The organism is Vibrio sp. Sgm 5 (assembly GCF_026241575.1).
In the GTDB taxonomy this organism is placed as follows: Bacteria; Pseudomonadota; Gammaproteobacteria; order Enterobacterales; family Vibrionaceae; genus Vibrio; species Vibrio jasicida.
The window spans coordinates 1-11,502 of record NZ_JAPHPY010000087.1 but is presented as its reverse complement, the minus strand read 5'-3'; the positions used below and the strand labels follow the sequence as shown (position 1 = coordinate 11,502).

The following is an 11,502-nucleotide window of genomic DNA, read 5'->3' as shown; positions in this document are numbered from 1 at the left end:
GACATATGGTTCACCTCGTTCTGAGAGCCTACTCTAAGCGTAGGGCTTGAGAGTGAGGCGGACCATATAATTAGCCCACACGATGGTGGGCTTCAATTGGAATGAGAGAGTGATTACAGGGCGATAAACAACCCTGCTAGCGCTGCACTCATCATGTTGGCAAGCGTAGCAGCAATAACGGCACGGAAGCCAAGTTTTGCCACTTCTTGGCGTCGCTCAGGTGCCATTGCGTTAATCGAACCCAGCTGAATCGCGATAGAGCCGATGTTAGCAAAACCACACAATGCGAAAGTGATGATGATTTGGCTATGTGCTGAAAGGGTTTCTTTCACGTTGACGAAATCAAGGAAGGCCACGAACTCATTCAGAATCGTCTTCTGACCGATCAGCGAACCTGCCGTTAGGATTTCATTCATCGGGATACCAGCAAAAAACGCCAGTGGTGCGAACAGGTAGCCAAAGATCAATTGCAGCGTTACGTCTTCGTAGCCAAACCAGTTGCCCACGGTTTCAAAGCCTGCGTTGACCATCGCGATGACGCTGACAAAAGCAATCAGCATAGTACCCACTGCAACTGCTACTTTCACGCCGTTCATCGCACCAGAAGCTAACGCATCGACGATGTTGGAATCTTCGCTTTTCTCTAGCTGAATCGCGCCTTGATGCGCCGATACTTCACGTTCTGGCACTAAGATCTTCGCCATCAACAAGCCGCCTGGAGCCGCCATAAAGCTCGCTGCGATGAGATATTTCAGCTCAATACCCAGTGCTGCGTATCCGCCTAGTACGGAACCTGCCACTGACGCCATACCGCCAACCATTACTGCGAACAGTTCAGAGCGAGTCATGTTGGCCAAGAACGGACGGACCACCAAAGAGGCTTCACACATGGATAGGAAGATGTTGCTGGTTGCAGCAAGAGATTCGACTTGAGAAGTACCCAGTAGGCGATGGATAGCACCACCGATGACTTTGATAAGAGCTTGCATCACGCCCAAGTAGTAGAGTATTGAGATGATAGCGGAGAGGAAGATGATCAGAGGCAGAACGCGAATTGCGAAGATGAAATTGCCCGTTGCGAGTTCGCCAAAAACAAACCCGATGCCTTCGTTTGCGAATGAGAGGAGCCCGGATACGCCGTTGCTGATGGAGCCTAACATGGATTGCCCGAGAGGGAAGTAGAGCACCAGTGCCGCAAAACCGGCTTGAAGAGAGAATGCGCCGATTACGGTGCGCCAGTTGATGTCGCGACGACTATCAGAAAGTGCGTAAGCACACGCCAACAAGGCCAATACGCCGGCCAAGCTGAAGATGATTTGCATTATGTTACCTTGCTTATGTATCTGTTAATGAGCGAGCTAAGAATTAGGCGCACGCGTGCAGAGGCAACATTGCGGAGAGTGCAAAATGTTGTCTTTACCCGAAGTCGAATTCAAAGCCCGTAAACGCTGACAGTTACGCTGGGCCCTGTTCCGTGGGGCAAGTTTCCATTTTGCAGCCGATTGAAAGCTGGTTCGATTCCTAACTATTTGAGTCGGGAACCTATCTAACCGGCGCGGAGTATACGCACGGTTTTAGATGCTGACAACGGTTATTGGAGCGATTTTTTGTTGTACGAAAGCAAAGGCGCAATTGTTAATCAGCTAAGGCCTCAATCGCTTGTTGGACGGAAGTGAAATGGATTTTGATGATGCAGCGCTGTGCTTGAGCAAACTCGTGTTTTTGAATCAGCTCTGTCACTTGCTGCACGTTCAAGGTTTGTGGCAACAGGCCCAATTCTACTGTGTTATGGCTACCCGTTTTTAATGCAAAGCAGTGACCTTGTGTATCAATCACAATGTCATCCTGACCCCAAATCAAAGCTTGGCATTCGGCGTTTAACTGTTCTGGCGAAGCCAAATACACCAGTTCGTCGTCGCCATCGAGTTTGAGTAAACAAGGCCATGTGATCATTGCGTTACCTTAGTATTGGAGTGGGTCATTTAAAATCGTCTACGCGCTAAATTAGCGGTGTAAGGCAAGTACGATACACAAAACCTTAAGAGAGCAAAAGGCTTTGTGTCTTGCTGTGTATTTAAGAGCTTTAGCTGCGCGTTTCTTTAGCTTCGCGTTTATTGAAAGAGGCTAAGCGTACTTGCCAATGATGCCGAGCAAGTCTGCCACTTGATGTGCCACATAATCGGGTTGGACGTTCCAGTGCTGCGGTTGAGCGCCACTGTAAGCTGCTGCTACGGCAATCACTTTGCAGCTACCACCTAACTGATGCTCGATATTACGCGCAAACTGCGTGTCTGCCTCGTGGTCACCGATGTACATCAGCAGCTGTTTATCGGAGTGTCCAAAGATGGACTCAATACATTTAATGCCACCAAAAGGGTCCGGTTTTTGATGCCCATTAGATACATCATCGTAGCCCACGACGGCTTTAAACGGTGCATTGATTTGGTTGGCGCTGAGTACGTTACGAATGTTGGATTGCGAGTTCTGAGAGCAGACTCCGTGTGGCAGGTGTTCGAACGCGTTCACTACATCGGTAATGCCACTGAACAGATTCACTGGTGTTTGGTTTTGCTCTTGGTGTTCAGCCCACATGGTACCCGCGATGAGCATTTCATCATGGGATAGACCATAGTAGTTTACGTACAGATCTTGCCAGTTTTTCGCTGCGTGATTGGCATGATGGTAATCCGCTTCACTGCGTAGGTATTTCGGTAAGTTATCCCCGGTCAGGTGTGGCGCTACAACGGACAATATTGCTTTGGTGATGTCGATATTTTTCGGAACAGAATTTACTAGGGTGCCATCGTAATCCCACAATACGGCGTCTAACTTCATGAAAAACCTTTTGATACAGCGAAGGGTGAGTAGCTTTAAATCTTGCCAGTCTTAGTGGGGAGATAATCAGATCTTGCTCATGTTTTCATAAGCTTGCTTTGAATCGCTCGGAAAGGAGAAAAGATAGAACAAGCGAGAGAATAACAAAAAGCCAGCAAGGTGATGGTTGCTGGCTTTCTAGTGCATGCTGCGATGTACAAGGTGTTAAGCGATGTGCGACATCTCGTTTAGAGTGAAGGTGTCTACCGCGCCTTCAGTTGCTTTCATGTATTGCGCTAGGTGCTCGTTGTCCATGTGCGTGCGCCATAGTTCGCGTGATTCCCAGTTTTCGTAGAAAGTGAAATGCGCTGGGTTTTCGTTATCTTGGTGAAGGTCGTAGTTGATGCAACCTTCTTCTGCACGAGTGACATCAATCAGTTTAAGTAACTCGGCTTTTACCAATTCTACTTGGTCTGCTTTGGCGATGATGTTAGCGACGATAGTCAATTTAGCCATGATGGAAATCCTCTGTTGTTCGTGATGTATCGTGTTGACGAGGTAAAGATTAGTCGCGAATCATCAAATGATAAACAGCACAATGATTAATTTATTATCAAATATAAATTGATAATCGAACTTCAATCTTGTGCTAGCTGTATTTAAAAACTGGAACCCGGCTGTTGTAAGAATTCCACTTCTTCTGCGGTGCTATCACGGCCTAAAGTCGCATTGCGGTGTGGGTAGCGACCAAAGCGATCGATGATCACTTTATGCTTTAGTTCGAACTCGTAGTTCGATTCTCGCCCCAGTGCTTTGAACAGCTTCTCTGCCTCTTCATGAATCCGCTTAGATTCACTGTGCATAAATGGCATGTACAAAAAGCTGCGTTCAACGTCGGTCAATTCTTGGTCTAAGCCTAGACGAATTGCCTCTTGTGCCAAGGCAAGCGCGAGAGCATCTTGAGCGAACGCTTTAGGCGTATTGCGATAAACATTACGAGAGAATTGGTCGAGCACGATGATCTCCGCCAGGCGACCTAGTGCTGTGTCTCGCCAGCCAAACAACTCAGATTGAGCGGCTTGTTCTAAGGTGGTGAGAAAGCGTGTTTCGATTTGTTTATCGACGTTTGCATTACTCACAAACCAGTCTTTTGGTTCCAGTTCTTCAAACCAGAAAGTCAGGATATCTTGGTACATGGTTGTTTCCCTGATAGAAAAAGAGCTAGGAGTATATACCCCTAGCTCTGGGTTTCGCTTATCGACCGTAAGTCTCTTCGATGTAGCGCTCAAACTGCTCGCACATCTGCTCGTCTGAGACCGTATTGCTCGCAAGCTCTTTGCTGCCATCTACCACCTTGATACTGGCATTTAACGATGCCACAGGGGCGCGTTCACGAGTTTGCAGCGAAGCAATCTTCTTCTGTTGTACTTCCCATGCTTGTTCTGGCGATAAGTTACACACGTCTGCCAGATACTTAGCGTTAAAGCCCTCACCCGTTAGGCTAACGATAGTCTCGTTGTGCGATAGGTGGTTACCCGCATGCCAGTAATGTTTCGCCAGTAGCGGACCAATCTCTGGGTTGTCAGTCAGGTAGCCAAACTTGTCGAGGAAGTAAGCTCGAGTCTGGTAAACCGCCATGTGTGCTAGCAAGTAACCGTGGTAGGCACATGCTGCTTCATCAGACAGAAGATGTGGAATTGCCATCAATGGGCGTGGGCTGCATTCCAAACCAAGAATTTGCTTTTCACAATCGCGTGCCAGCTTAGTGATGCGCTCTGGCGTCAGTTCTTCATCACTTAATTGGTAAAGCGTACGTTCAAAATACGGCACAACCAAAATGCTGCGTTCTTCGTACGCTTTGAATGGCTGACGGCTGTTGATCATCGCTTGAATGATCTCATCTGGTACTGAATTACCTTCTGCGTCCAACGCGTATTGTTTGAGCCAATCGGCATCGGTCAGCAGACTGTCACAGAACATAGATTGTGTTTCTGCGTATGCCATAGAAGTTGGTGCGAACTCTTGAGAGAAACACGGCGCGTTCATCTTCACGTTAGCGAAGTGCGCAGCGTGACCGCCTTCGTGGAACAGAGTATTGATGCCATCGTAGCCGCTGCCAACTTGGTCTGGTTTAGCGTTACTGGTGAAGTTCACCTGCGCGGCAACCCATTCGCCTTGGTTGTAGAACGATGGGATAGGACCATGACAGAAACCGTTCGGGTATTTGCCTTTGCGATCAAGCAGGTCCAGCGTCAGCTCTGCGCCTGAGTATTCGATGTTAAGACGACCGAACGATTCCACCCAGCGACGTAGCGACTTCGAGAACGGTACGTACGGGTCAAGGTCACGCATGACATCACCCGCGAACGAGTACACAAAGTTGTAGCCAGTCAGTGCGCCTTGACCTTTCTGCTCAGCAAGGTTTGCCAAGCTGCTTAGGTGAGCATCACGCGTGCGCTGTTCAAAGTCATCTAAGATGCTGAACAGTTGCTCTGAGCTCATCTTTTCAGTCTTCTTCACTGAGTAATCAAAGAAGGTTTCGTAGCCCAAAGAACGTGCGAATTGATTACGCAGTTTGATCAGCTCAATAAAGCCGTTTTGCAGCAACCATTGCTCAAGGTCGAGCAGCGTTTGGTGCGCGGACTGACGCACTTCTTCGTGATTATTGGCGCGAATGGTCGACGACAATACTGGCAAAGAGCCCTCGGTTTGTTCACCGTTTTCATTGGTAAACGTCAGAACGTGGTTTTGCTTTTTCTCGAACAACTCGGCTTCAAATGCAATCAGAGCATTCTTTTGTGCTTGAGCTTGCTCGCCTTCAATCGCATGCGATTCAAACGTTGCTAACCAGCCTTGCAGACCAATTTGCGTTTGTTGCTTCTCTTGTGGATCAGCGATTGTTTCAGTCGCTTCAAGTTGTGCTTTGATAGCTGAGATTTGCTCGGCGTTGCTTAAGAAATTGGTCCAAGCGGTTTGTGCTTTTGTCGAACCATCGTGGTCGTCGCTGATGCCCATGTACGTCTCCCAAAAGAAATCTTCTTTGGTGCGATGGATAGCGAGGTAACGTTGGTTTAGGTCGTTTAGGTATTCCGTTGCAGTCATTTTGATCCTTCAAATGTTTGCTTTATTGAGGTTTTTATCGTCATTGATTATGGCACGCATAAGCAGCAGAAAGGAATGCGAAATCCATTTGCCATGTTTATGGCTTGTAAACAGGAATTTACCGCACTTTTTACATGTGCAGACGTCAGTCACAAAATTTTTCCGTTTTTGATTAGTAATGGCCGTTCTCTATTTATAAAATTCGGTCTTTCGCAGTGGTGCTGAAAGTAAGGAAAACAATAATGAAAACAAGAATCGCAGCTCTAACAATGGGGCTAACCTTGGTGGGATGTTCAGCGACAACACCAACCAATGACCAAGTTTTTAATATCGAGGAAAACTGCGCCGTAATTATGAGTGAAGGAGCGACACCAGAAGAACGTTGGAGCGCCTACAACAAGCTTATTGAAAGCTATGGCGACCATTATGTATCTGATAAGAACCGTTTGGAATTGGCTCGATGGAACTCATTTCGCCAAAAACTGATTCGTGATGAGAGCCATCAGTTACTCAAAGAATTTATTGAAGTGAGTGACTGGGGCTGCGCAAATGGCAATTACCTTGAAGAGATGTACTTATTTGTGAAGGAAACACAAGCGAGCAAATCAGAGTAAGACCTGCGCCTTACTCGTCTTCATCCGATTCTTGATGTTGATTGATCTCTTTACCACACCCTAAACATTGGTTTGAGAGGTCGGTTGGCATCATGATGATCAAACCACAATGAGGACATAAATCGTCTTGGTCGTATCGTCGCATTGTTCAACTTTTCATTATACGGTCTGTTGTTTTGTACTTTTAAACCAACCCCGCAGAAATTACGACATCATCAGCAAATTAAACCAATTTGCATATACTCAATGTGTTAGCGAATACAACGGAAGGTGTCATGTTAACTCCTCATAGACTGATTCTTGGTGCTGCGTTGCTGCCTGTATTTAGCGCGTGGGCGAATGCTGCTGAGCAAACCGCAGACATGGTGTACATCAACGCTGGTATTTATGGTCATCCAAAAGCAGACGCTGTCGCAGTACATGATGGACGGATTGCTTTTGTTGGCAATAAAGCCAAGGCACAAATGTGGGTTGGTGAAGGCACGGAAGTGGTGGATTTGACTGATACCTACTTGTTGCCAGGTTTTGTCGATAACCATAATCATGTGTTTGAGGCGGCTTCCGAAGCAGGCGGTACGTGCTTGTTGCAAGCTGGCACCTTGTTGGATGAGCAAATCCCACAACTGCAAGACTGTAAAGAGTTTGTCCAAGATAGCGAATGGTTGATGGGGTACGGTTTTACGCTTGATGCGACCTTGTCGGAAGAAAACCAGCGCACACCTCTCGAAGTGATCGATGAAGTTTTTCCTGAAACGCCAGTGGTGTTAATGGAGCAAACCTCTCACTCGATGTGGGTTAACTCGGCAGCGCTGAAAGCGGCGAACATTGATAAAAGCACGCCCGATCCGCAAGGCGGTCGCATTCTCAAAGATCCTGATACTGGTGAGTTGAATGGCATCTTGCTCGATAATGCTGGTGATTTAGTTATGGAACTGGCTTGGAACAGCATGAGTGCGCAATTTGCGGTGAGCTACCAAGGTTTGTTGACGGGATTAGAAGAAGCCGCGCTTTACGGCATTACCACAATTGGTGATGGGCGAATGTACTGGAAGCGAGGTTGGTATGAAGTATGGAAAGAGAGCGAAAAACGAGGCGATTTGACCGCTCGTGTCTCTTTGCGACCATGGATCTATCCGACTGACAGCATGGACTCTCAACTGTCGTATTTGAAAGGCATTCAGTCCGACGATACTTCTCGTTTGCTGCTGGTGAACCAAGTCAAAATGTACAGTGATGGCATCTTCATCAATGGTACTGCCAAAACGCTTGCACCTTATCTTGATACTTACCTGCCGGATTCCCCTTATGGGCTGAATTACATTTCGCCACAAGCGATGCCCGACTGGCTAAGCAAGCTCGATAAACTCGGTTATAGCGCTCATATTCATGCTATCGGTGACGGTGGTATTCGTGAATCCCTCGATGCAATTGAGAAGGTGCGCAGTCAGGGCAATCAGCGACGTTACACTTTGACGCATGTGGAATTGGTCAACAGCAAAGACGTGCCAAGGTTCGCCAAGTTAGGTGTCACGGCAGACTTTCAAGTTGGTTCCGATTATGTGGCTTATCACGATCACCAGTGGGCAGAAGCCTTCTTAGGCGCTAAGCGAGCCAGAGCCTTGATGAACCTGCGTGCACTTTACAATGCCAAAGCTAACGTGACGTTAAGCAGCGATTGGAATGTGCATGATTTGAACCCATTGGTTGGTATCTCTAATAGTTTGGTGATGGGTGAAACCGGATTGCCAAACGTCTCAGCTGCGATTGATGCCTACACGATTCATCCGGCTTACAGCTTGGGTTTAGAAAAGGAAATTGGCTCGATCGATATTGGGAAATCGGCAGACTTTGCTGTATTGGATCAAGACATCACCCAACTGAAAGCGGAAGACATCGCCCAAGCTCGCGTCCTCATGACGGTGTTGAGAGGGGAAGTGGTCTACGAGCAATTGGATGACGAATAAGCCGAGCGATGACTCACTCGGCTGAAAGGTTGTTAGCGTATTTAGAGGCTATTGCTCAGGGTATTCGCCCATACCTTGCGTTTGCCCTTCTGCTTTCCAATGCTCGCCTGGGTCAAAGGCTTCATCGCATAGATCGACGGTGTAGCCCATTTCGGTAATTTCTTTCAGGGTGAAGTTGTCAGCAATTTTGGCAATGTCGCCCGCCTTGTTCCGCAGTTCCATGGTTTCCCTCCGGTCACTGTTTGGTTGTCGGTTCAAGTCGCGCCAAGCATAAAAACTTGGGTGGCTCGGTTATAAGTATAAGCAGTGATGAAGGACTTTTTGGGTTAATAGCCATAATTTATTTAAGGTTAATTGGTCGGTATAACACTTTGGCGTCGATACCAGTTCAATATCATGGCGATAGAAGACAAAGTGTGATTTATTTACGCCTCAATCGTGGAGATTTTAGGAACGGAAATGGTGATTCTCGACCACACACTCGCGCAGCAAATTGTCGATCGCACCATGTCGATCATTGGTCATAACATCAATGTGATGAACGCGGCAGGAACCATTATTGGCAGCGGCGATGCTGAGCGTATTGGTCAAAAGCACGATGGTGCAGTGCTGGCGCTGAATCATGGTGACTCGTTAGAGTTGGATGATCAAAGTTGCCAATCGTTGCAAGGCGTGAAACCGGGCATCAATATGCTGCTGCACTTTAAAGGTGAAGTCGTTGGCGTGGTGGGTGTGACTGGTAACCCTGAACACATCCGAGCGTTCGCTCAGTTAGTGAAGATGACAGCGGAACTGACGATTGAACAAGCTTCGCTGGTGGAGCAATTGCAATGGGATCGACGCCATCAAGAAGAGTTTGTTTCAGCATGGTTGAACCAACAACTTAGTGATTCCGAGTTGCACGATTGGGCGCTGCGCCTTTCCATCGATTTAACAACACCACGAGTTGCTGTCGTGATCGAGCTTAAAGCAGAGAATGCGCCTGTTAGTTTGAACAGCGTACGCGACGTTGTTGACGTGTTGTATCGCTCTGAAGATAAGCCGTTGGTGGCGATCATGTCGATGAATGAAATCGTTGTTCTCAAGTCTTTACGTTCTTCTTCGAATGGTGACCAAAGTGCGCTCGAGAGCATTCAGCGCCGCTTAACTGCTAATCAAATTGATGATGTCCGTCTCGCGATTGGGCAACGTTTTGATGGCGCACAACAGCTTCCTCTCTCCTACCAAAGTGCCAAGCAGGTGCTTGCTGTTGGTCGTCGCTCTCATCCAGAACAAACCATGCTGGGCTTTTCTGAATATCGCTTACCTGTGTTACTCGCTCCTTTAGCCGACTCTTGGCAAGGTGAACAACTCGCTCAAGCGATGGCTACTTTGCTTTCGGCAGACAAATCTGGGCAGTTGATAAAGACTTTAGAGGCGTATTTTCAAGCCAATGGTAACGCCAATGACTGTGCTAAGGCTCTGTATATTCATAGAAATACCTTGAGATATCGTCTGGATAGAATCAGTGAAGTGACGGGCATTTCGACGCAAGATTTTACGGGATTGACCGAGCTGTATATCGCAAGCCAGTTAAGAAAGCTAAATTAGCTAATTGTGCAAATGCACAAAATAATTCAAACATAGTCAGTAGTGTTTGGATGTTTGACTAAAGAATATGCCAAGTTTTTAAGTGAGAATAGCCACATTGATGACCTGCGACTTGTCGCTCGCAGCGTGCTGTTTTCAGGAGAATGAAATGAAAGTTGTGATTGCCCCAGATTCGTTTAAAGAGAGCTTGACCGCCAAGCAAGTGAGTGACGCGATCAAGACGGGTTTGTCTCGTGTTTGGCACGATGCAGAATTCGTTACGGTACCTGTTGCTGATGGTGGTGAAGGGACAGTTCAATCTTTGATTGATGCGACTGAGGGTGAGCAGGTTTTCGTGACCGTAAAAGGCCCACTTGGCAATGATGTTGAGGCGTTTTACGGCATTCTAGGTGACGGTGAAACCGCAGTGATCGAGATGGCAGAGGCAAGTGGTTTGCACCTCGTGCCAAGTGAGCAACGTGACCCGAAAAACACCAGCAGCTTTGGTACTGGCCAGTTAATTCTAAACGCCCTTGAACGCGGTATTAAACGCTTGATTATCGGCTTGGGTGGCAGCGCAACCAATGACGGCGGCACAGGTATGCTAGCGGCTTTAGGTGTTAAGCTTCTGGACAGCGCTGGTCAGCCAATCAAACCCAATGGTGGCGGCTTAGTTGAGCTAGCAAGCATTGATGTATCTGGTCTCGATGCTCGCTTAGCGGACTGCGAAGTGTTGGTGGCATGCGATGTGGACAACCCATTGTGTGGCGAGAAAGGTGCATCAGCGATTTTTGGCCCACAGAAGGGCGCGACGTCGGCGGATGTTGAGCTGTTAGATTCTGCTCTAAGCAAATACGGTGAACTGACAGAGCAAGTGACAGGCAAGCATGTGCTGACTCAAAAAGGCGCAGGAGCCGCCGGTGGTATGGGCGCGGCGTTACTTGGTTACCTACCTGCACGACTTAAGCCGGGTATTGAGATTGTATTAGACACTGTAAAACTCGCAGAGCATGTAGCAGACGCTGATATTGTCTTTACTGGCGAAGGTCGTATTGATCATCAAACCGTGCATGGCAAGACACCAATGGGTGTGGCGAAAGTGGCGAAAGAGTATGGTTTGCCTGTCATTGCTCTAGCAGGTTGCACAGGTGATAACTTCCAAGCAGTCTACGAGTGTGGCATTGACGCGGTATTCGTATGTGTACCACGCGCAATGAGCTTGCCAGAAGCTTTGGAAGAGGCGGATGTGAACCTTGCGAACTTGGCTGAAAATGTAGCCAGATTGTGGCAATTACCTCGCTAACACTCCGTGTTTGGTTGAGTAGATAGATCATAGAACACATAACAAAGCCTCCCAATTGCGGCTGTCTCTTATACACAAATCCCCAAGCTTGTAGTTTGGGGATTTTTTTTGAACTCTTTCACGTGTGTGCGATCTG

At 47.6% G+C, this 11,502-nt stretch carries 12 protein-coding genes; 4 read left to right on the top strand and 8 right to left on the bottom strand.

The features are described 5' to 3' along the window. Positions 1-113 precede the first annotated feature (113 nt). The 6 genes from OQJ86_RS25320 to OQJ86_RS25295 all read right to left on the bottom strand — a co-directional run bounded on the left by OQJ86_RS25320 (position 114) and on the right by OQJ86_RS25295 (position 5,916). Positions 114-1,322 (bottom strand): NupC/NupG family nucleoside CNT transporter, encoded by a 1,209-nt coding sequence (locus OQJ86_RS25320; protein ID WP_265991934.1) that lies wholly within the window; start codon positions 1,320-1,322, stop codon positions 114-116. A 313-nt stretch (positions 1,323-1,635) separates the two neighbouring features. Beyond that, on the bottom strand, positions 1,636-1,953 hold the full coding sequence (locus OQJ86_RS25315) for a DUF4144 family protein (protein ID WP_054756624.1): 318 nt from the start codon (positions 1,951-1,953) through the stop codon (positions 1,636-1,638). 171 nt (positions 1,954-2,124) lie between these two features. Then, complete coding sequence (locus OQJ86_RS25310) at positions 2,125-2,835, bottom strand: HAD family hydrolase (RefSeq protein ID WP_265991932.1); 711 nt, start codon at positions 2,833-2,835, stop codon at positions 2,125-2,127. 204 nt (positions 2,836-3,039) lie between these two features. Next, on the bottom strand, positions 3,040-3,330 hold the full coding sequence (locus OQJ86_RS25305) for a putative quinol monooxygenase (protein ID WP_005435368.1): 291 nt from the start codon (positions 3,328-3,330) through the stop codon (positions 3,040-3,042). A gap of 143 nt (positions 3,331-3,473) precedes the next feature. Then, a complete protein-coding gene (locus OQJ86_RS25300; RefSeq protein ID WP_265991929.1) occupies positions 3,474-4,010 on the bottom strand; it encodes a DUF924 family protein in 537 nt (178 codons plus the stop codon). A gap of 58 nt (positions 4,011-4,068) precedes the next feature. After that, positions 4,069-5,916 (bottom strand): M3 family metallopeptidase, encoded by a 1,848-nt coding sequence (locus OQJ86_RS25295; protein ID WP_265991927.1) that lies wholly within the window; start codon positions 5,914-5,916, stop codon positions 4,069-4,071. A gap of 242 nt (positions 5,917-6,158) precedes the next feature. Between OQJ86_RS25295 and OQJ86_RS25290 the strand changes: the two genes are divergently transcribed. Further along, entirely contained in the window at positions 6,159-6,530 is a 372-nt protein-coding gene (locus tag OQJ86_RS25290; RefSeq protein ID WP_039974330.1) for a hypothetical protein, read from the top strand. A gap of 10 nt (positions 6,531-6,540) precedes the next feature. On the opposite strand, the gene OQJ86_RS25285 is transcribed toward OQJ86_RS25290, so the two are convergent. Next, a complete protein-coding gene (locus OQJ86_RS25285) occupies positions 6,541-6,675 on the bottom strand; it encodes a hypothetical protein (protein ID WP_265991924.1) in 135 nt (44 codons plus the stop codon). A 130-nt stretch (positions 6,676-6,805) separates the two neighbouring features. Here OQJ86_RS25285 and OQJ86_RS25280 point away from each other — a divergent pair, with 130 nt between their 5' ends. Further along, on the top strand, positions 6,806-8,494 hold the full coding sequence (locus OQJ86_RS25280; protein WP_265991922.1) for an amidohydrolase: 1,689 nt from the start codon (positions 6,806-6,808) through the stop codon (positions 8,492-8,494). A gap of 48 nt (positions 8,495-8,542) precedes the next feature. On the opposite strand, the gene OQJ86_RS25275 is transcribed toward OQJ86_RS25280, so the two are convergent. Continuing rightward, positions 8,543-8,716 (bottom strand): hypothetical protein, encoded by a 174-nt coding sequence (locus OQJ86_RS25275; RefSeq protein WP_265991920.1) that lies wholly within the window; start codon positions 8,714-8,716, stop codon positions 8,543-8,545. A 237-nt stretch (positions 8,717-8,953) separates the two neighbouring features. On the opposite strand from OQJ86_RS25275, the gene OQJ86_RS25270 reads away from it, so the two are divergent. Then, positions 8,954-10,084, top strand: a complete 1,131-nt coding sequence (locus OQJ86_RS25270) for a sugar diacid recognition domain-containing protein (protein WP_265991918.1) — start codon at positions 8,954-8,956, stop codon at positions 10,082-10,084. 148 nt (positions 10,085-10,232) lie between these two features. Beyond that, positions 10,233-11,366, top strand: coding sequence for a glycerate kinase (locus OQJ86_RS25265; RefSeq protein ID WP_265991916.1), 1,134 nt, complete (start codon positions 10,233-10,235; stop codon positions 11,364-11,366). Positions 11,367-11,502: the final 136 nt, after the last annotated feature.

What these genes read in the sequence shown, in the direction of transcription:
- OQJ86_RS25305 (WP_005435368.1), bottom strand. Translation starts at nt 3,330, where the DNA reads ATGGCTAAATTGACTATCGTCGCTAACATCATCGCCAAAGCAGACCAA.
- OQJ86_RS25265 (WP_265991916.1), top strand. Translation starts at nt 10,233, where the DNA reads ATGAAAGTTGTGATTGCCCCAGATTCGTTTAAAGAGAGCTTGACCGCC.
- OQJ86_RS25320 (WP_265991934.1), bottom strand. Translation starts at nt 1,322, where the DNA reads ATGCAAATCATCTTCAGCTTGGCCGGCGTATTGGCCTTGTTGGCGTGT.
- OQJ86_RS25310 (WP_265991932.1), bottom strand. Translation starts at nt 2,835, where the DNA reads ATGAAGTTAGACGCCGTATTGTGGGATTACGATGGCACCCTAGTAAAT.
- OQJ86_RS25270 (WP_265991918.1), top strand. Translation starts at nt 8,954, where the DNA reads ATGGTGATTCTCGACCACACACTCGCGCAGCAAATTGTCGATCGCACC.
- OQJ86_RS25315 (WP_054756624.1), bottom strand. Translation starts at nt 1,953, where the DNA reads ATGATCACATGGCCTTGTTTACTCAAACTCGATGGCGACGACGAACTG.
- OQJ86_RS25275 (WP_265991920.1), bottom strand. Translation starts at nt 8,716, where the DNA reads ATGGAACTGCGGAACAAGGCGGGCGACATTGCCAAAATTGCTGACAAC.
- OQJ86_RS25285 (WP_265991924.1), bottom strand. Translation starts at nt 6,675, where the DNA reads ATGCGACGATACGACCAAGACGATTTATGTCCTCATTGTGGTTTGATC.
- OQJ86_RS25300 (WP_265991929.1), bottom strand. Translation starts at nt 4,010, where the DNA reads ATGTACCAAGATATCCTGACTTTCTGGTTTGAAGAACTGGAACCAAAA.
- OQJ86_RS25280 (WP_265991922.1), top strand. Translation starts at nt 6,806, where the DNA reads ATGTTAACTCCTCATAGACTGATTCTTGGTGCTGCGTTGCTGCCTGTA.
- OQJ86_RS25290 (WP_039974330.1), top strand. Translation starts at nt 6,159, where the DNA reads ATGAAAACAAGAATCGCAGCTCTAACAATGGGGCTAACCTTGGTGGGA.
- OQJ86_RS25295 (WP_265991927.1), bottom strand. Translation starts at nt 5,916, where the DNA reads ATGACTGCAACGGAATACCTAAACGACCTAAACCAACGTTACCTCGCT.